The 17,895-nt window shown below is 49.1% G+C and carries 22 protein-coding genes; 1 reads left to right on the forward strand and 21 read right to left on the reverse strand.

Annotated features, from left to right (window positions below):
• The 4 genes from Pan241w_RS26575 to Pan241w_RS26590 all read right to left on the reverse strand — a co-directional run bounded on the left by Pan241w_RS26575 (position 1) and on the right by Pan241w_RS26590 (position 2,315).
• Positions 1-402 (reverse strand): transposase, encoded by a 402-nt coding sequence (locus Pan241w_RS26575; RefSeq protein ID WP_145209663.1) that lies wholly within the window; start codon positions 400-402, stop codon positions 1-3.
• Positions 399-845 carry a transposase gene (locus Pan241w_RS26580; RefSeq protein ID WP_145209666.1) on the reverse strand — a complete coding sequence of 149 codons (447 nt, stop codon included), beginning with the start codon at positions 843-845 and terminating at the stop codon, positions 399-401. The genes Pan241w_RS26575 and Pan241w_RS26580 overlap by 4 nt, the downstream gene beginning before the upstream one ends.
• Positions 846-1,094: 249 nt before the next feature.
• On the reverse strand, positions 1,095-1,736 hold the full coding sequence (locus Pan241w_RS26585; protein WP_145222027.1) for an alpha-ketoglutarate-dependent dioxygenase AlkB: 642 nt from the start codon (positions 1,734-1,736) through the stop codon (positions 1,095-1,097).
• Positions 1,737-1,739: 3 nt separating this feature from the next.
• Entirely contained in the window at positions 1,740-2,315 is a 576-nt protein-coding gene (locus Pan241w_RS26590; protein ID WP_198000175.1) for a class I SAM-dependent methyltransferase, read from the reverse strand.
• A gap of 104 nt (positions 2,316-2,419) precedes the next feature.
• On the opposite strand from Pan241w_RS26590, the gene Pan241w_RS26595 reads away from it, so the two are divergent.
• Positions 2,420-3,594 (forward strand): IS3 family transposase gene (locus Pan241w_RS26595; RefSeq protein ID WP_145221457.1). Its coding sequence is split into 2 segments (ribosomal slippage): positions 2,420-2,684 and positions 2,684-3,594, totalling 1,176 coding nucleotides; the frame shifts between segments, so codons are not numbered across the junction.
• Positions 3,595-4,233: 639 nt separating this feature from the next.
• Here the strand turns inward: Pan241w_RS26595 and Pan241w_RS26600 are convergent.
• The 17 genes from Pan241w_RS26600 to rplX form a co-directional block, all read right to left on the reverse strand.
• Positions 4,234-6,261 (reverse strand): LVIVD repeat-containing protein, encoded by a 2,028-nt coding sequence (locus Pan241w_RS26600; RefSeq protein ID WP_198000176.1) that lies wholly within the window; start codon positions 6,259-6,261, stop codon positions 4,234-4,236.
• A gap of 250 nt (positions 6,262-6,511) precedes the next feature.
• Positions 6,512-7,408, reverse strand: coding sequence for a hypothetical protein (locus Pan241w_RS26605; RefSeq protein WP_145222035.1), 897 nt, complete (start codon positions 7,406-7,408; stop codon positions 6,512-6,514).
• 875 nt (positions 7,409-8,283) lie between these two features.
• The gene (pyrE, locus tag Pan241w_RS26610) at positions 8,284-8,811 is read right to left on the reverse strand and encodes an orotate phosphoribosyltransferase (RefSeq protein ID WP_145222038.1); all 528 of its coding nucleotides are present in this window, start codon (positions 8,809-8,811) and stop codon (positions 8,284-8,286) included.
• Positions 8,812-8,852: 41 nt separating this feature from the next.
• Entirely contained in the window at positions 8,853-9,446 is a 594-nt protein-coding gene (locus Pan241w_RS26615) for a putative metallopeptidase (protein ID WP_145222041.1), read from the reverse strand.
• A 211-nt stretch (positions 9,447-9,657) separates the two neighbouring features.
• Entirely contained in the window at positions 9,658-10,362 is a 705-nt protein-coding gene (locus Pan241w_RS26620; RefSeq protein WP_198000177.1) for a bL17 family ribosomal protein, read from the reverse strand.
• A gap of 79 nt (positions 10,363-10,441) precedes the next feature.
• Positions 10,442-11,458, reverse strand: a complete 1,017-nt coding sequence (locus Pan241w_RS26625; protein WP_198000178.1) for a DNA-directed RNA polymerase subunit alpha — start codon at positions 11,456-11,458, stop codon at positions 10,442-10,444.
• 126 nt (positions 11,459-11,584) lie between these two features.
• On the reverse strand, positions 11,585-11,965 hold the full coding sequence (gene rpsK / locus Pan241w_RS26630; protein ID WP_145222044.1) for a 30S ribosomal protein S11: 381 nt from the start codon (positions 11,963-11,965) through the stop codon (positions 11,585-11,587).
• 156 nt (positions 11,966-12,121) lie between these two features.
• Positions 12,122-12,508, reverse strand: a complete 387-nt coding sequence (rpsM, locus tag Pan241w_RS26635) for a 30S ribosomal protein S13 (protein WP_145222047.1) — start codon at positions 12,506-12,508, stop codon at positions 12,122-12,124.
• A gap of 62 nt (positions 12,509-12,570) precedes the next feature.
• A complete protein-coding gene (gene rpmJ, locus Pan241w_RS26640; RefSeq protein ID WP_144980856.1) occupies positions 12,571-12,687 on the reverse strand; it encodes a 50S ribosomal protein L36 in 117 nt (38 codons plus the stop codon).
• Between the two features lie 254 nt (positions 12,688-12,941).
• Positions 12,942-14,306, reverse strand: coding sequence for a preprotein translocase subunit SecY (gene secY, locus Pan241w_RS26645; RefSeq protein WP_145222050.1), 1,365 nt, complete (start codon positions 14,304-14,306; stop codon positions 12,942-12,944).
• 120 nt (positions 14,307-14,426) lie between these two features.
• Positions 14,427-14,879, reverse strand: a complete 453-nt coding sequence (gene rplO / locus Pan241w_RS26650) for a 50S ribosomal protein L15 (RefSeq protein ID WP_145222053.1) — start codon at positions 14,877-14,879, stop codon at positions 14,427-14,429.
• Positions 14,879-15,358 carry a 30S ribosomal protein S5 gene (gene rpsE, locus Pan241w_RS26655; protein WP_145222056.1) on the reverse strand — a complete coding sequence of 160 codons (480 nt, stop codon included), beginning with the start codon at positions 15,356-15,358 and terminating at the stop codon, positions 14,879-14,881. Before rpsE ends, rplO begins: the two co-directional genes overlap by 1 nt.
• A 36-nt stretch (positions 15,359-15,394) precedes the next feature.
• Positions 15,395-15,760 carry a 50S ribosomal protein L18 gene (gene rplR / locus Pan241w_RS26660; protein ID WP_145222059.1) on the reverse strand — a complete coding sequence of 122 codons (366 nt, stop codon included), beginning with the start codon at positions 15,758-15,760 and terminating at the stop codon, positions 15,395-15,397.
• A 79-nt stretch (positions 15,761-15,839) separates the two neighbouring features.
• The gene (gene rplF, locus Pan241w_RS26665) at positions 15,840-16,385 is read right to left on the reverse strand and encodes a 50S ribosomal protein L6 (RefSeq protein WP_145222062.1); all 546 of its coding nucleotides are present in this window, start codon (positions 16,383-16,385) and stop codon (positions 15,840-15,842) included.
• A gap of 65 nt (positions 16,386-16,450) precedes the next feature.
• Positions 16,451-16,846, reverse strand: a complete 396-nt coding sequence (rpsH, locus tag Pan241w_RS26670) for a 30S ribosomal protein S8 (protein ID WP_145222064.1) — start codon at positions 16,844-16,846, stop codon at positions 16,451-16,453.
• A gap of 84 nt (positions 16,847-16,930) precedes the next feature.
• Entirely contained in the window at positions 16,931-17,476 is a 546-nt protein-coding gene (gene rplE / locus Pan241w_RS26675; protein WP_145222067.1) for a 50S ribosomal protein L5, read from the reverse strand.
• 63 nt (positions 17,477-17,539) lie between these two features.
• On the reverse strand, positions 17,540-17,893 hold the full coding sequence (gene rplX, locus Pan241w_RS26680) for a 50S ribosomal protein L24 (RefSeq protein WP_145222070.1): 354 nt from the start codon (positions 17,891-17,893) through the stop codon (positions 17,540-17,542).
• Between the last annotated feature and the right edge of the window lie 2 nt (positions 17,894-17,895).

The following is a 17,895-nucleotide window of genomic DNA, read 5'->3' on the forward strand; positions in this document are numbered from 1 at the left end:
TCAAAACCTTTTTAATAGTGTAAATAAACACCCAAGAATTACAAAGCTTTCGTAGAGGTAATCGTGATATTCCCAGCGCGTGACAATGCGACGATAGTTGTGGAGCCAGGCAATACTGCGTTCCACAATCCAACGTCGTTTGAAGCGTGGAAGCTTTCGACCATCTTGCGTCGGCGGTTTGACTCTCGATTTTCGATGCGGGCAGATCAGATCGATATTCTTTTCCATCAGCCGTTTGCGCAACGAGTCCGAATCGGCGGCTTTGTCATAAACAAGTCGCTCGGGTTGTCGATTTTGCAATGTGATTTTTTCAAGCAGCGGTTCGATCAGCTTGACTTCGCTACGACGGGCCGATTCTGTGTCGATCGCCACAGGTGTCCCGTGACGATCGACAAAAATCATGACCTTTGTGCCTTTGCCACGACGAGTCGGGCCAACTCTTCTACCCCTTTTTTTGCCGAGGCAAAAGTGCCATCAGCAAAGGTTTCCGAGAAATCAATCTGGCCAGCATCATCCATTCGTTCCAAGATGATTTGCCAGGCAGATAAGAGCCGCCCTTCGATCGTCCATTGCTGGAAACGTCGATGGCACGTCGCTTTTGAGGGATACTCTCTTGGTAAATCTTTCCATCGTGCTCCTGTCACCAAAATCCAGAGAATGCCTTCCAGGCAATCTCGTGGATGGGCTTTTGGACGTCCTCCCTTTTTGGAAGGGGGAGTCCAGGGAAACAGTTTTGCGACTAAAGACCATTGTTTATCGGTCAAAACGACCGGGCGTTCCGTCCTGGACGCTGTTTTTGTGGAAACCCGTTTTCGTTTGGGCCACCAGACCAGCGTCATATACATAAGAAATTCTCCTTTCAGGAGAACACTTCATGCAAAAGACGCGCCAAACCGTTCACTTTTTTTGACGTTATGAGACAACCTCTAATGATTTGAGTTACAAATCTGGGTGGTGGTTCCGTACGAGGATAGAAGTGATATTTAATGTTTTCCACGGTATGCTCTTAAAGACTTTTCTGATCCAATGACCCGAAAAGTATTTTTGTTTGTATGATTTCTTGCTTACTTACTTAGACTCTTCGTGTGCATAATCTAACCATCTACCTCTTTTCTATTTCGCTCATCCAATATCACTTTCCTGAATGTCAGAGATACGCGACGCGCCCTCTTCCGTCCTCTATCGGTTAGACGTGGCCTAATCCCGTGTTTCCAGGCGTAACGAGAACAACCTGTAAAAACCAGACAACTTCCTAATTCAAGATCAACTTTTTTCGTGATCCCTGTTGAGATCTCGCTCAGTTCCATTTCATAAACTGAACCAAGACTTATGGTAGCAATTTCATCTTGAAAACAAGGTTCACAATCTACATGAGGAGCAATTCCTTGCCCTGGTCTATATTCATTGATAATTAATTGATCTGGTTTCTTAGATACTAAGCCAGTTAAAACGAGTTTCTCTGCAATCTTCGCTGCAAATGGTGGCAATGGTCCTACATACATAGATGGATCTACACGACGAGCCTTATAGTCATATCTGTAGCCATAATGTTGAACTCGACGTTTAAGGTCCCCTAGCCATGTATGACAATCGAGCGTCTCAAGACAAATTATCTGTTCTGATGGCGCGAGAAAACTTTCGTAATAAATCAAACCCGGGACATTTAGATAGTTGCGATGAATTTGATTTGATAATTTGTCATAATCTGAAAATAGTAGTAGTTGCTTATTCTTCATCAATTAAGTCATCTCAAATAGTTCTCTGTAGAATGTCTCATCCTTCTTAGTAGCTAGTAGTTTTCTACGAGTGTAGTAACTAATAGTGACCTTCTGCAAATCTGATATAAATTCTTCATTTGATTGCTCAAATCCAAGTAATTTGAGAAACTCAAAATAACGCTTACTATGAGTCAAGTATTGAGAATTAGTGTAACTTATAAACACACGTGGTTGATTTTTACCTTTTACAATTTTGAGGATTTTCTCTGCATACGTTTTTAATAAGTCGTTATTGAGAAATTTACTACCAAAGAAAAAGGAGAAATTGAATATTATCGCCGCTTTTTTAGGAAAGTTCTCAGGTAGTTTTTCTATACTTTTTGTTAAATAAATTTTAAGTATGTTTTGATGGCTAGTTTTCTCGTTAAGTGCATTAAGTAAAGTTTTGCCTTTTTTTCGCATACTGTTTGATAAATCTATGCCAACGTATCTAAATGGTGTTTCCTTAAATAATTCAGCAAAAGCGAGTCCCGATGTACCAGGCCCACATCCAATATCTACAAAGTACACATTGGAATCAGTAAACGCCTTTGACAAATATTTCTTCCACATTCGTAAATTAGTGATCTAGCCCCCTTAACCGCGTCCACCTGAAATGTGGTAACATTTCGATTTTGGGCCTTGTTTAGGGAGAGTGAGAAATGCCGAGAAAACGATTTACTGTTGAGCAGATTATTCAGAACCTTCGTGAAGCGGAAGTCGAACTGGCTCATGGTAAGACGATTGGCCTGGTCTGCAAACAACTGGGAATCACCGATCAGACTTACTACCGCTGGCGTAAGGAATACGGTGGAATCCGTACCGACCAGGCCAAACGACTCAAAGACCTGGAAAAGGAAAATGCACGCTTAAAGCGGCTGCTGGCAGATGCGGAACTGGATAAGGCAATCTTGAAAGAAGCCGCTTCGGGAAACTTTTGAGCCCGGTCAAGAGACGTCAGGCTGTTAGTTATGTTCGTAATACCCTGGGGCCTGATATCGTTTCAGAACGCCGGGCCTGCCGCGTGTTGGGGCAACCTCGTTCTACTCAGAGAAGGGAGCCTTATATACCTGATGACGAACCTCGACTGGTAAAACGAATGATTGAACTGGCAACACAGTATGGCCGTTATGGTTATCGGACAGTCTGGGGGATACTTTGTCTGGAAGGGTGGAAAGTGAATCACAAACGAATTGAACGACTCTGGAGACGTGAAGGACTGAAAGTGCCTAAGAAACAGCCAAAACGGAGGCGACTGTGGTTGAATGATGGTTCCTGTGTTCGACTGCGTCCTCGTTACAAAGACCATGTGTGGAGCTATGACTTCGTGCAGGACCGGACTTCTGATGGCCGGAGTTTTCGGATGCTGGTGATCATGGATGAATACAGTCGAGAATGTCTGTCGATTGATGTCGCTCGCAGACTCAACAGTGAAGACGTTTTGGAGCGACTTAGCGACCTGTTCATTCTGCGTGGAACCCCGGCTTACATTCGCAGTGACAACGGAGCCGAGTTCACGGCAAAGAAAGTGCGGGAGTGGCTAAAACGTGTCGATGTGAAGACTCTGTTTATTAAGCCGGGAAGTCCGTGGGAGAATGGATATGTGGAATCATTCAATGGAACCTTGCGGGACCAACTGCTGAATGGAGAAATGTTTGATACTTTGCTGGAGGCGAAGGTGTTGATCGAACGATGGAGAAAAGAATACAATACGATCAGGCCGCATAGTTCGCTGGGCTATCAGCCACCGGCCCCGGAAACAATTGCCCCGTATTTGCCAGCTTCCGCTACGCTCCAACTGGCAAATACGGACACTGATAACAACTTAAAATTGTAACATTACAACTGGTACCGTCCGTAGGGGCAGATCATTAGCGTATGTCGACCAAAAATGGCCCCTCATATGCAGGAAGCAGTAAAGTAGTACTTTATCATCTGCGGATATTATTTGATCACCTTCGCTGTAACCTTCAGTAAAATCGGCGCGACCAAACTCAGTAATTTCACTTCGGACTTTGTTAAATTGAAAACCTAATGGTCTCATATTGTTGTCTTCAAAAACACTCCTATCACAAATAGGCAGATGAACAATATCATTGAAAACTGAATCCATTGATACTGACCATTTTTGTGTAATGTCCAAGAATGATTTTCGTTTTGACATAAGTCTTTTAACCATATAATTAACTGAGAATAACGGCTTGAAAAACGTCAAATGTAAAACCAAGCCTCCCCCCTACAGGTACAAACATACGCACAAACCCATATGTATACCACTGCTAATTCGCCATTCAAACAATAATTGATTGAATTCATCAGATGGAGCGCTGAGATCCCACCATCGTAGAGGCGATAGGAAACGATTGACTTTCCCGCAGAGGTCAATTCTTTCACACCGTTGAGCAAGCCCAAAAAAACCACCCAGCGAAACTAGGATAGAATTTTGAGGTAGCTAATTTTTTTGGAAGTACACCTCTCAGGGCTTCGGTTTTCGTTCCAGCAACACCCCCTGATATCCCGCGGGGATCAGGAGTTGGCTGTTCCAGAAGCGGCAGGCACCGGGGTGGCCTTTGAGATCATATTCGTCGACGGGTTTGGGGTGTTGGAGGTCGGTGATGTCGAAGAGTTCTACACGTTGATCGGGGCGGCGGGAGAGGGCCAGTTGTTTGCCGTTGGTGCTGGGGCGGCCGCGGAGACGATGGCCGGGGACTGTGATGGCGGGCAGCTGGCTGACTTCGCGCTGGTCGCCGGGGTTTAACAGTTGCAGCTTGCCGTGTTTGACGAGCAGCAGTTGGTCGCCCAGCAGACAGGCACCGTCAGTAAAGCTGTAACGCCGCTCGTCGGGTGTGTTGCCCTGGTAAACGGGCTTCTCGCCGGAGACGTCGTACCAGGCTGGTCCGCTGCGGTGCCAGTAGGCGACCAGGTAACGGCCCCCCAACAGTTCGGGGACCAGCTGATCGCCGTAGAACAGGCCGACCTGCGAATCCTTCAAGACCACACGGGGGTGGGCCGGATCCTGGAGGTCGGCAATCTCGACGGCGGAGCTGCCCCAGTGGTATAAGGCGAACCGCCCGGGGGCGGGACAGGCGACCTGTTTCACATTGCGGTTCTTCAACCTGAGGCGACCGATTTCGGTCAGTTTCAATTCGGGGCCGATGTCGTAGATGGCGAGCCCGGCGTCGTTCTCGGCGGCGTAGAGTCGCGAACCGGAGACGGCCAGGTGCATGACCTCGCCTTTACCTTTGGTCACGCTGACCGACTCCAGCGTTTTGCCGAGCTGCACCGCATGAATTCCGGCACTGCCGCAGGCGGCCCAGGCGATGTCGCCCACGACGGTCGCAGAACGGACCTGACCGCCGGGCTGGTAGGTGAGGAAACGGGGATCGCCGGCCTGGTCTGAAGCGGCTTTCAGTTCGGGTGCCCGGTCCTGTTCGGGGACGACCGGAGTGGCGAGACCGGGCGCGGGGACGACGTAGAGTCCGGTGAAGATGCCGGCGGCGTAGATCACTCCCTTGCCGAGGGCGATGCCGCCGACGGGGTCGGGCGTGTCGTCACTCTTTAACCGGGGCGGCAGGACAGCGTGGGCGACGATCCGTGGTTGTTTCATGTCGTGAATGTTGACGACGAAGAGTCCGTTCCAGGTATCAGCGACAACACAGTGATCGCCGGCGACGCGGGCGGTCCACATGTCGTTCGTGATGTGATAGGAGGCCGGGAACTTGACGCGGGAGACGAAGGTCGGCTTTTCGGGATCGGCGACATTGAAGATTTCGAGTCCGTGCCCTTTGCCGTCATCGCGGCTCGCCCGCGAATGGTGTCCGGTGGCGGCGAAGCAATAGTTTCCGCGGAGGCAGCCGCCGTCGCCAAAACCGTCGAGAGGGGCTTCGCTGATGATCTTAGGCTGACGCGGGTTGCGGACGTCAGCGATGACGAGTTTCCGGGGCGCCCAGTCGCCGATATAGAGGATGCCGTCGCGGGACCAGCAGGACTGGGCTTCGCCCGTTTTCAGCATGCTGACATGTTGCGGGGCGCGGGGGTTGGAGACGTCAATGATTTCAACGCCGTACTGCCGCGTGGCGACGAAGGCCAGAGAGCCGGAGACACAGATGCCGGTGGCCATTTCAACGGTGTCGTAGTGGCTCAGCAGTTGTGGATTGCTGGCATCGGAAACATCGACGAGCCAGAGTCCATCCTGGCGGGCGGTGATATAGGCGATGTTGTCTTTGATCACGAGCTGGCGGGTATTGCCCAGGCCGGAGAGTTCGCCGAGCGGGACCGGTTTTTCGGGCTGGGAGATGTCGAGCACATGGAACTTGCCGCGCCCGGTGGCATAGAGGCGGTTGCCTGCCACAGCGACGGCCTGGCAGGCGCCGATCCCGTTGACCTTTTGGGGAGTCAGCGCGGGGCCGTAGGTTTCTGTTTGGGGTGCAGCGCGAAGGGAGTTGGGGGCGGTGATGACCAGGAGGCAGATGAGGAGTGCGAATTTCAGGAGGGGTGTGTTCATGTGAGCGAGCTTTGCGTTTTTTGTGACGGAGGATGGTTTATGAATTTGATTATGTGGGGGTGGGGGGCTGATGTCAATTTGTTTGGGGCGTGGGTCAGCTGAGCACTGTCGGGCAAGCCGACAGATGGCACCCGGGACTTTGTCTGGAGGGTTGGGGTTTTCGAAGGAGCGTTCGAAGGAGTACTCTGACGGTTTCCTGTTCGCTGCGCTCACCCCGAATTGCATTCGGGGCTACCCGGTTGGTGGGCGTTTACTGTCTGTTGTTCTCTAATTCGGCGATCACTTCGCCTGTCTTTGCCACGACAAATCTGGTGACACCGGCTTCGTTCTCAATGGTGATCGTTTCTGATTCGTCCAATTCGGAGAGACGGCTGATCAGCTGCCAGATGCGTTCTGTTACCTGCGCGGGTGGTTTGGGGGTGCCTGATTCCAGCTTCTGCAGGCGGATGAGATAGATCGAGAGTAATACGCTGGCGGGTGCGCTCCCCATCGATTCCACTGCGGTGGGGCAGACATCTTCTATGAGGCTTTTCATCCTAATGATGTAATCGTTATAAATGTAATCGTCCTTGTTGAAGGGTTTCTGATTGACAATCTCCCTGATTCTCAGACAGGTTTCGCTGGCATCACTGCCTGAGACCACTTCCTTCATTCGTGGATGCGTGCTGCTGCACAGATCGAAGTGTAAATAGAGAATGTTCAAGTACTCGCGTTCCGTCAACGTCGGGTGTTGCTCCTGTTTCGCGATGATCGCTTCGCATTCCGCCTTCAACTCCCTGGGCCAGAGACGAACCATGTCTTTCTCACAAAACATGGAACGGGAACCGATAAACGGAGAGCATCTCAGATAACGGGGCATCAGCTCTCCCCTGACATTGACCCATTCCAAAGTTTTTAATTCATCCACGTACGCACGGTACCTGTCCGGCGAATGTTTGAATTCGCGACTCAGAAACAGAATGGACCGAATGAGATATGTTGCCTTGGACTCGAGCGGTCTCCACAACACGCAACCGGGGACGAAGTAACCCAGAAACGTGTAAGAGACAGCCGTGTAGATGAGCAGGACGAACAGCAAAAAAGTGATTACAGCTTTATGCTTAAGCAGCTTCCAGGAAAAACGCTGAAACAGTTTCATTTCAGACATCTGTAAAGTTCCGTGTACTTGATCTTCGTTCGTAAGTGGCTTTCGACCTGATTCCATTCTAATCGATGCCGGAGGAAGAAACATCATCGATTTCCGTTGCCGGACAGATGAAGGTGTCCGGAACCAAATTGGAGCTGTTTCTGATATCCTGCCTGATCGCTTCGGAAATGCGTCTCTGTTTTTTCTATTGCTGATGGTGCTGACTCATGCACCTCGGTTCGCGATGTGTAGCTCCCCTGCTTCGTGACACTCGGGTATGATTCTTTGCCGGTTCCTTAGAGGAAGGTTTTCCTCGTTTCCGGGAGAGGTTGCTTTTTTAAGCCGGGCCTGTTCTGGATCTCTTTGGGGATGGCGTTGTTTTTTGCAGGATGAGTTTTTGTCATGGATGCAGTTTCTGTTTTTGTCTGGTGGGTTTGCTGGCTGACTGTGGTGGCGTTGTATCTTGGGGAAGGCCGCGACGGGGGAAAGTTGGAATTGGAAAAGGGGCCACTTATGAAGTCCTCTGATCACAGTGTGATCTCTCATGAGATGTCGCTCATGTCTTCTGAAGACGATCGATGCGATGGGGTGCATTGGGAAGTAGTCGGACTGAATTTGGAGAAATGTGGCTCTACACAGGGACTTTTATGGTGCGAATTTCTTCAGGGTGCGGTTTCTTCAGTAGTGAAAAATCTGTTTGCTCGCGCACGCGACGCTATCTCCGCATGTTCGGGATCGGCGCGGCACTGTCAAGCAGCGTTCAAACACTACAAAACAGGGGCTTTTTGGGGAACCCTTAAAAATCGAGCCGGCTGTTTACAGGACCGAGATGCGACAAACAATGACGCTTCTATGCGATTCGTTCAGCCGGGAATTCGCATGAGCCACCCCGGTACCTATGCAACGCCTGTGATGTCTTGCATCGTCAGCACTGACCGCAGTTCCAGATTTTCATTCTGGAGCGCTTCGGCTCCCCCCGTCTGGCGGTCTATCACACAGACGGCACACACCGGCTCGATGTCGGAGGAGCGGAGTTTGGTCAACGCGTCCAGAATCGCACCGCCTGAGGAAACGACGTCTTCTATCAGCACGACCTTTCTGCCGGCCAGGTCGATGCCTTCTGCATATTTGCAGGTGCCGTATGTTTTGGCTTCTTTGCGAATGAAGGCGGCGGGCAAACCGGTTACCTGGCTCAAGACGCTGACGACGGGAATCCCGCCCATCTCCAGTCCGGCGAGTACTTCCGTTTCGGGAGGAAGCAGGTCAGCCATTTGTTCGGCAATCTGCTTCAACAAAACCGGGTCGGATTCAAACAGATATTTATCGAAGTATGTGTCTGAGGTGGCGCCGGAACGGAGTGTGAATGTTCCCGAGAGTTGCGCAGAGTCTTTGATTTGTTTTGCGAGCTGTGATCGAGTTGCCATGCGCGGCCTCTTCCTGAAATCAACGGTGACATTGAGAAACGCTACGCGGACCGCGATTCGTCGACGGGGATCAGTTTGGGAATCGGGATCTGTAGACCAACAACGCCGCCATGTTTTTTCTGGAGCGTGGAGAACCGGCATTTCAGAAACGAGTACAACGCCGGCGGCGGATTCAGTTTTAAATATTGCTTCACCAGGACGGCCATGTGGGCGTCGTATTCTTTCTGACTGTGTGAATGCACGTGGTAGTGGCCTTCCAGGCGGCGGATGTCGCCGTCGAACGCGGGGCTGATGTGATACAGTTCATGGACGACGGTGATCAGTTTTTCTTCCAACGAATGATTTAGAAAGCGGGGCAAGTAAAATGTCAGGATATACAACATTTCCTGTTGATCCTGATAGATGCGTTGCACGGTCCACTTGCGTCCGTAACGGGTTGTCTGAAGATCGCCGTTTTCGAATCGGAGCGGCGTGAGTTTGGCCTGCATGCCGTAAGGCACATTGCGGCGGGCCTGCGCGAAGGCGACCGCGATACGATCCATATCGACGTGATGAAATTCCGGGAGCCGACGTGAAATATCGACACACAGATCGTACATCGCATGACTGAAATTAAAAGGTTGCTTTGAAGACATGCTGCGCCAGAATCCTTTCCGCTACAACGTTACAACGACTCGCGTTCGAGCCGTAGTCTGCCTGCCGTCCGGATTGAGCCGGGCATTGCTGATCATCATTTCTCCGGACGTAAAAAAAGCTAAGAGCATGATCAGATTTGACAATACTCTTAGCTTAAGAATTTTAGCGGGAAAGCCGGATTCAGCAAAGCCGAATCTTTGCTGCGACGAATTACTCGTCTTTTTTCTCTTCTTCGGCTTCTGCAGTTTCACCTTCAGGGGCTTCGGCAGCGGTTTCGGCTGATTCTTCTGCTGCTTCCTCGGCAGGAGCTTCTTCCGTAGCGGCTTCAGGTTCTTCTGTGGCTGCTTCAGAGCTGGTGTCGAGTGAGGCGGATCGTCTAGTTGGTTTAACGCGATCACGTTCGCCGACGAATTCGATAATGGCCTGCACTCCGGCATCGCCGAGACGCACGGTTGCCAGACGAACGATGCGAGTGTATCCGCCGGTCCGTTCTGCGAATCGTTCTGCGAGTTCATCGAACAGAATATCAACGGCTTCGTTATCACGCAGATCGGCGAATGCACGGCGGCGATAGTTCAGCGCGGGAGCCATGGCCTGGTTCCACTGATTCCACTGATCCGATTCACGCCAGGTTTTCCACTCGCTGGAATTCTTATCAGCCGAGGTCGCGAACTGAGCTGCATTTTCAATATGCGGCTGTGCTTTCTTAGCCAGTGTGATCAGCTTTTCGATGAACGGACGCAGTTCCTTTGCCTTTTGAACGGTGGTTGTAATCCGTCCTGAGACTTTAGGAGCGTTTTCTGCTTCCTCATCAATTCGCACGGTCTTAATGAGGCTTACCGCCATATTGCGGAACATAGCCTTACGGTGTGATGCATTGCGGCCGAGTTTTCGGCCTCTCATTCGGTGTCGCATGTCTTAACTCTGAATTCTTCTGATTGCTAAGAGTAAATGACTCGTTGTTTATATTCTGATAACGCGAAATCAATCAGGATTAACGCGATTGTGATGATGAGTTCGGGATTTTCATTCCCAGACGCAGACCAATTTGACTCAGTCTTTCGCGAACTTCAACCAGTGTTGTTTCCCCGAAGTTACGTACGTGTAACAGGTGATCTTCCGACTTGCCAACCAGATCGCGAACGGTATTGATGCCTTCTGATTCGAGGCAGTTGGTTGCACGCACGGAAAGGTTCAGCTCGGCCAAGCTCTGGTTCAGTTTTTCTTCCAGTTCCAGATCGATGGGAGCGTAACCGGTTGTATCGAGCATTCCCTTGAGACCACCTTCGGGCGGCATTTCCGGACCTGGCTCGCGGTAGGTAATAAACGGATTGAGGTGCTTCCGGAGAATCTTGGAAGCTTCCACCAGAGCCATGTCTGGTTTGACAGTTCCGTTGGTCCAGATTTCCAGAATCAGTTTATCGTAGTTGGTACGCTGACCGACGCGGGTATCTTCAATGCGGTATCGTACACGAACGACGGGAGAGAAGGTCGCATCCAGAGGGATGACGCCGACTTCGACTTCGTGCTGTGAATGTTCTGAAGCAGGAGAGTAGCCGCGGCCGTTCTCAACAGTCAGTTCCATGTTGAGTGGAACGTCATCGGTCATGGTGGCAATCACCAGATCTTTGTTGATGACTTCAACCTGATCGTCGGTAATGACATCAGCGCCGGTGACCACGCCCCGCTCGTGCTTTTCAATCCGCAGTGTTTTGGAGGTAGAGCTGGAGTTCTTGACGATCAATGATTTCAGGTTCAGACAGATCTCGGTGATGTCTTCGACGACGCCGGGAATCGTGGTGAATTCGTGCTGGACGCCTTGAATTTTCACACGCGTCACAGAACTGCCTTCCAGACTGGAAAGCAGAATACGTCGTAAACTGTTGGCAATTGTTGCACCGAATCCACGCTCGAATGGTTCGGCTACAAACATACCATAAGTAGATGTCATTGAGTCCCGGTCAGGGATGACACGGCTTGGTAATTCCAGTCCTCGCCAACGGATTCGCATTGAAATAATCTCCAAAGAACACAGCAATTAGAACCTGATTTTGCAATCATCATTCTAGTGAGTTATTGTAATCCAACCTGTTTTGCTTACGCAAAAATTGTTTTATATCGTCTGCAACGTAACGATTCAGACTCTTCGTTTTTTCGGTGGGCGGCAGCCATTGTGAGGCAGCGGCGTGATATCTTCGATTGCCCGGATGGCAATGCCCGCTGTCTGCAGACCGGTGATCGCACTTTCGCGACCGGAGCCAGGTCCTTTGACGCGAATTTCCATCTCTTTCACACCAAACTTGGATGCTTTTTCTGCACAGATTTCTGCTGCTCTCTGAGCGGCAAACGGTGTGCTTTTGCGGCTGCCTTTGAAACCAGAAGTTCCCGCAGTGGCCCAGCAAAGCACATCGCCGTTGAGATCGGTAATTGTGACAGTGGTGTTGTTAAACGTTGCTTTGATGTAAGCAATCGCTTTTGTGATGTGACGTTTCACTTTTTTTCGTTTGACTTTAGCCACTCTGCAACTCCTGATGTTTCTGTCAGCATGGATTCAGAAACTGAAACTCATTATTTTGGGATGTTAAATCACGTCGCGGAAACTTACAGCGACATTCTATTTATTTTTCTGATCGGTTCGTAGTAACCAGGTCCGGCGTATTCAAAACGCAGAGGCCTAGTGTCGGGCGTCTTTAACACCCTTTTTACCGGCAACGGTTTTCTTCCCACCCTTGCGTGTGCGGGCATTGGTTTGCGTGTTCTGTCCTCGAACAGGCAGACCACGACGATGACGAATGCCGCGATAGGACTGAATATCTCGCAAACGGGCGATATCCTGTTGTGTGGCTCGACGCAATTGCCCTTCCACTGAATATTCGGTATCCAGCAGATTCACAATCCGACTCAACTCATCATCGGTCAAGTCTTTTGCTTTGAGCTGAGGATTGATTTCTAATTTGTGGCAGATATTGAGTGCAGTCACGTTTCCGATTCCATACAAGTAGGTCAGGGAAACATAAACAGGCTTATCATTCGGAATATCAACACCGAGAATACGAGGCATTTTATTTCACTCCGCTGGATGTAAAAACTGAGATCAAATCAAAAAGACGTAATTCGAGACGATTACCCTTGTCGCTGCTTATGACGTGGGTTGGAAGAGCAGATCACGTAAACGCGACCTTTCCGTCTGATGACTTTACAGCTTTCACAAATCCGCTTAACACTAGCTCGGACTTTCATCGTACTACGATTTCTCTATTACTTTGGTTCATGATTTTCGAGAACACAAAGAGCAATTCTGAACTGCTCTCCCAGTGTAACTCGTGTAAATTTAAATAATTACGCTCATTAAATGAGCAAACTCCGGCTTCGTATCAAACCTGTACAATTTCCGAAGCGGAGCGAATCAGGAAATTATAAACGTCGCATGCCTGAATCGACAAGCGAAACACCCCTTTTTTGGTGAATTTCGCGATGACTGGCCCGTTTATTCTTTACAGATCGCTCTCAAGTAGTCCTGAATAGTTTCGCATTACCAGATGGCTGTCAATTTTATTGACCAGATCGAGCACCACAGAAACCACAATCAGTAATCCGGTTCCACCGTAAAAACTCGCCACCAGGAAGTCGACACCCAACCAGGTCGAAACCAGAGTCGGAATAATCGCGACCAGTGACAGAAACGCTGCCCCTACATAAGTAATTCGTACCATTACCTGTTCGAGATAAGCGGCAGTTCTAGCCCCTGGTCGATAACCGGGGATGAAAGAACCGTAATCTTTCAGATTTTCTGCCATATCTTTCGGGTTAAATGTAATCGCCGTCCAGAAATAACAGAAGAAGTAAATCAATACCACATAAGACATTGTGTAAACAAAGCCACGGCTCATTGGCTGGAAGGCTTCATCGAGCATCGCCCAAAACGTGATTGTCGGAAAATACTCACTGATGGCATGGAACAGAAAATAAGGGAACATCAGTAGACTGGATGCGAAGATAATCGGCATCACGCCCGCCTGATTGACTCTTAGTGGAAGCGACTGACGTTGACCGCCAGAAACGCGTCGTCCACGAACATGCTTGGCGCTTTGAATTGGAATCCGTCGTTGACCTTGAGTGATCGCAATCACCCAGACCACCACGAACACAAACACCAGTGCCAGGATCAACAGCCGGTCAATTCCGGTATCAGTACCGAGTGCGATTCCCTTCTCGAAGGCAGGTTCAATCAGGCTCCAGCCCGCTTGAGGCATCCGCGCCAGAATCCCGGCCATAATCAATAAGCTGATCCCATTCCCAATTCCGTAGGCGTCGATCTGTTCGCCGATCCACATCAAAAAGACGGTACCGGTGGTCATGGTGATTGTCGCCACGATCTGGTAATAGAAGCCCTGATAGCCATCCAGAATCAGACTGGTCCCGGAGCCAAAGCCGCCCGCCAGTGTTCGAATCCAGAAGTAACTTTGCACCAGACAGATAATGACTGTTGCATACCGTGTATATTCATTAATTTTCTTCCGGCCTGCTTCGCCTTCTTTCTGAAGGCGTTCCAGAGGCGGATAAACCGTCCCCATGAGCTGGAAGATAATGGAAGCTGAGATATATGGCATAATGCCCAGGCCGAAGATTGTGCTCTGGCCAATATTAGAAGCAGAGAACAAAGAGATGACTTGCATCACCTGCCCGAGTCCGCCTTGTTGGCTTTGTAAATCTTTGAGCGTTTCGGCAAGCTGTGCCTGATCCACAAAAGGGAGGGCAATCCAGAACCCCATGCGATAGACGGCCAGCAATCCCAGTGTCAGCAGGATTTTATTACGCAGCTCGGGAATTTTGAACAGAACTAATAATTTACCGAGCATGGGTAGCGATCCTTTGTGTCATAATTCAGCAGAAGATTTGGTTTGATCTGTTTTAGATCCGTTTCAAACGAAAATAACGTGTATTTTTACTGCTGAAATCAAGTCCTTGAATGAATCCACTTATGACAAAATTCGACTGACAGTGCCCCCGGCAGCTTGAATTTTTTCTTCAGCTGACTGGGAAAACAAGTGAGCGGCCACAGAAAACTTTTTGCTGAGATCGCCGTTACCTAAAATTTTCACTTGATCGAAACGTCCTTTTGCCAGACCTTTGGCAGCCAGAATTTCCGGGGTGATTTCAGCACCACTTTCAAATGCCTGCTCCAAGGCAGAGACATTCACAACAGCCACTTTCTTGGCGAACTGTTTGTTATTGAATCCTCGCTTGGCGACACGCAGCGCTAATGGGGTCTGTCCCCCTTCAAAGCTGGTACGGCGTGAAGAACCAGAACGACTCCCATAACCATTATGACCACGGGTCGAAGTTTTACCATGCCCTGAACCAGGACCACGGCCAACTCGTTTCCGTTTTTTATTCTTTTTAATTCCGCGGTGTACGTCATCAATAATCATTAGACTTCTACTCCTCTCAAGCGTGCAACATCATCTCGGGTTCGCAGTTTTGAGAGTCCATCAATGGTCGCTTTGACCACATTGATTGGATTATTGGAACCACGACTCTTTGTATAAATATCGGTAATGCCGGCAGCTTCTACAACGGCACGCACACCGGCTCCGGCAATAATACCGGTACCAGGACGAGCTGGTAAGAGCAATACGCGAGCAGATCCATATCGTCCGACGACTTCGTGGGGAACGGTGTGTTCCACGATTGGCACTTGAATCATACTGCGATTGGCCTGTTTGACGGCTTTATCCACTGCCAAAGGTACTTCGATGGCTTTTCCGTATCCCCAGCCAACACGACCTTCTTTGTCGCCAACCACAACCAATGCCGTAAAGCTGAACCGACGGCCCCCTTTGACCACACAGGCACAGCGACGGATTTGAATGACTGTTTCTGGCGTTTGCTTTGTACCTTCTTTTGACACGGTATCTTCTCCAACCCGTATTGAGTGTTGTCTCTATTAAAAATCCAATCCCGCTTGTCGGGCAGAATCAGCCAGGGCAGCAACTCGCCCATGATATCGATAAGGTCCACGGTCAAAAGCGACCTCTTTAATTCCCTTTTCGACGGCCCGTTCGCCAATCAATTTTCCCACTTTTTCGGCGGCAGCAATGTTTCCACCATTTTTGATTTCACCAGCAATACTCTTGTCTTTTGTGCTGGCGGAAACCAATGTGGCACCTGCCGTATCATCGATCAACTGAGCATAAATATGATTGTTGCTTCGATAAACAGAGAGTCGATAACGACCAGTTCTGCGAACCGTGTTGCGAATACGGAACGAACGTCGTTTCTTCTGCTTTTTCAGGGTTTTTTCTAATTTCATTTTACCGTCATTTTCTAAAAACAGTTCAGCCACAAGGCCAGACCGCTAACAGACTGCTTAAACAGGCAGTTGAAAGCCATTAGCTAGCAAAGGCTTTACCAGCTTTACGCCGTACATATTCACCTTCATAACGAATTCCCTTACCTTTATAAGGTTCAGGAGGACGTACGCTACGAATATTCGCAGCAAACTGACCAACAGCATGTTTATCTGCCGAGGTCACAACAATGTTTGTACTGTTGGGAAGTTCGCAGGTGACCCCTTTGGGAACTTCCAGAACGATCGTATTGGCAAATCCCACCTGGAGACTCAGCTTCTGACCATTCAAAGTCGCTTGATAACCAACACCTTGAATCTCCAGTTTTTTCACAAAAGGAGTTTCAACGCCCTGAACCATATTCGCAATCAATGCGCGAGTTAAACCATGCAGAGCACGGCTTTGTCGTTCTTCATTAGGACGAATGACATTGACTACATTAGCTTCCGAATCTAATTCCACCTGCATGGAAGGATGGTATGTAAACGACAACTCGCCATGTTTTCCTTTGATGGAAATGGAGCCGCCATCAATCTTCACTTCCACTCCGCTGGGAACAGGAATTGGTTTTTTACCGATTCGAGACATAAGTTCAAATTCCAGTTAAATTAAATGCATGACTCGTAACAAGCCAGCCTGTATACACTTTTAAATTACCAGATCGTACAGAGTAACTCGCCGCCGACACCCTCTTTTTTTGCTTCACGATTGCTGAGCACGCCTTTGCTGGTTGAGAGAATACTGACTCCCAATCCCTGCAGAACTTCCGGCATGGACCGCAAATCCTGATAAGCACGACGTCCAGGCTTACTTTCACGAACGATTCTTTGAATCACGCGTTCGCCATTGGGACCATACTTCAAGTTCACTCGCAACACATTTTGCGGGCTGTCCTCAATGACTTCGTAATCCCAAACATATCCCTCACGTTGCAAAGCAGCAGCAATAGCCACTTTAATTTTTGAGGCAGGGATATCTACATAAGGTCGTTCAATCTGCAGTGCATTACGAATTCGTGTCAGCATGTCTGCAATAGGGTCTGTCATCATTAGCTGGCTACCCTCACTGTTTTTCTCCGACTAATCTACTATATGGTTGGTATTTTATATAATTCAGCGACAATTCAAAACCGACTACTTGCGAAACGGCATGCCGAATTCTTTCAACAACAGAAAACCTTCTTCGTTGTTGGCAGCGGTGGTCACAATTGTGATATTCATTCCCTGGGTATAATGCACGGAATCCGGATCAATTTCCAGGAAGACCATTTGTTCATTCAAACCCAGACTATAGTTTCCGGCACCATCAAAGGCTTTTGGATTTACGCCGCGAAAGTCACGCACACGAGGCAATGCCAGTGAAATCAGCCGTTCCAGAAACTCGTACATCCGTGTGCCTCGCAGAGTCACCCGACAACCAATTTCCTGGCCTTCTCGCAATTTGAAACCAGCAACTGATTTACGTGCACGTGTAATCTGAGCTTTCTGTCCGGCCAACAGAGTCATATGCTCGGCGACTTCAACAAGCCGTTTCCGATCCTGACTTGCAGAGCCAATCCCCATGCTGATCACAACTTTTTCAATTTGTGGCAGTGAGTGCACATTGGCTCGTCCTAATTTGTCTTTCAGGACGGGAACAATTTCATCACGATATTGTTTTAATAATGTTGGTATTGCCATTGTTTTGTTTCAGATTGTCCGAACTTCGGAACAATCTTCCTTACTGAAAACTACAAAATCTGATTACTGTTTCTGATATTTTGCTTTCGCAGGACTGATGGTTCCCACAGCGGCACTGCAGGACTTGCAAAACCGTTCCTTGCTTCCATCGTCTGCATAGCGGTAACCAATGCGGGTCGCTTTGCTGCATGCTTCACAATAAAATTTCACATTGGAAATATCGATCGGCATTTCGAGCTCCAGACGTCCCCCTTGAGGACTTTTGGGATGCCCGCGTTTTACGTGCTTAAATACACGATTGACATTTTCTACGGTTACTTTCTGACCACCGGCTACTACCTTCAACACGCGCCGAGGTGTATCGCCTGCATCTGCGCCCGTAATCACAATTACTGAATCGCCACGTCGTATCTTCATTC

The organism is Gimesia alba (genome assembly GCF_007744675.1).
GTDB classification, from domain to species: domain Bacteria; phylum Planctomycetota; class Planctomycetia; order Planctomycetales; family Planctomycetaceae; genus Gimesia; species Gimesia alba.

Excerpts from the sequence above, each read along its gene's own strand:
- Pan241w_RS26620 (WP_198000177.1), bottom strand. The coding sequence starts at position 10,362 with ATGCGACACCGAATGAGAGGCCGAAAACTCGGCCGCAATGCATCACAC.
- rplO (WP_145222053.1), bottom strand. The coding sequence starts at position 14,879 with ATGATTATTGATGACGTACACCGCGGAATTAAAAAGAATAAAAAACGG.
- Pan241w_RS26580 (WP_145209666.1), bottom strand. The coding sequence starts at position 845 with ATGTATATGACGCTGGTCTGGTGGCCCAAACGAAAACGGGTTTCCACA.
- rplF (WP_145222062.1), bottom strand. The coding sequence starts at position 16,385 with ATGTCTCGAATCGGTAAAAAACCAATTCCTGTTCCCAGCGGAGTGGAA.
- Pan241w_RS26600 (WP_198000176.1), bottom strand. The coding sequence starts at position 6,261 with ATGAACACACCCCTCCTGAAATTCGCACTCCTCATCTGCCTCCTGGTC.
- rplX (WP_145222070.1), bottom strand. The coding sequence starts at position 17,893 with ATGAAGATACGACGTGGCGATTCAGTAATTGTGATTACGGGCGCAGAT.
- Pan241w_RS26585 (WP_145222027.1), bottom strand. The coding sequence starts at position 1,736 with ATGAAGAATAAGCAACTACTACTATTTTCAGATTATGACAAATTATCA.
- pyrE (WP_145222038.1), bottom strand. The coding sequence starts at position 8,811 with ATGGCAACTCGATCACAGCTCGCAAAACAAATCAAAGACTCTGCGCAA.
- rplR (WP_145222059.1), bottom strand. The coding sequence starts at position 15,760 with ATGAAATTAGAAAAAACCCTGAAAAAGCAGAAGAAACGACGTTCGTTC.
- Pan241w_RS26605 (WP_145222035.1), bottom strand. The coding sequence starts at position 7,408 with ATGTCTGAAATGAAACTGTTTCAGCGTTTTTCCTGGAAGCTGCTTAAG.
- rplE (WP_145222067.1), bottom strand. The coding sequence starts at position 17,476 with ATGGCAATACCAACATTATTAAAACAATATCGTGATGAAATTGTTCCC.
- rpmJ (WP_144980856.1), bottom strand. The coding sequence starts at position 12,687 with ATGAAAGTCCGAGCTAGTGTTAAGCGGATTTGTGAAAGCTGTAAAGTC.
- Pan241w_RS26615 (WP_145222041.1), bottom strand. The coding sequence starts at position 9,446 with ATGTCTTCAAAGCAACCTTTTAATTTCAGTCATGCGATGTACGATCTG.
- Pan241w_RS26625 (WP_198000178.1), bottom strand. The coding sequence starts at position 11,458 with ATGCGAATCCGTTGGCGAGGACTGGAATTACCAAGCCGTGTCATCCCT.
- secY (WP_145222050.1), bottom strand. The coding sequence starts at position 14,306 with ATGCTCGGTAAATTATTAGTTCTGTTCAAAATTCCCGAGCTGCGTAAT.
- Pan241w_RS26575 (WP_145209663.1), bottom strand. The coding sequence starts at position 402 with ATGATTTTTGTCGATCGTCACGGGACACCTGTGGCGATCGACACAGAA.
- rpsM (WP_145222047.1), bottom strand. The coding sequence starts at position 12,508 with ATGCCTCGTATTCTCGGTGTTGATATTCCGAATGATAAGCCTGTTTAT.
- rpsH (WP_145222064.1), bottom strand. The coding sequence starts at position 16,846 with ATGATGACAGACCCTATTGCAGACATGCTGACACGAATTCGTAATGCA.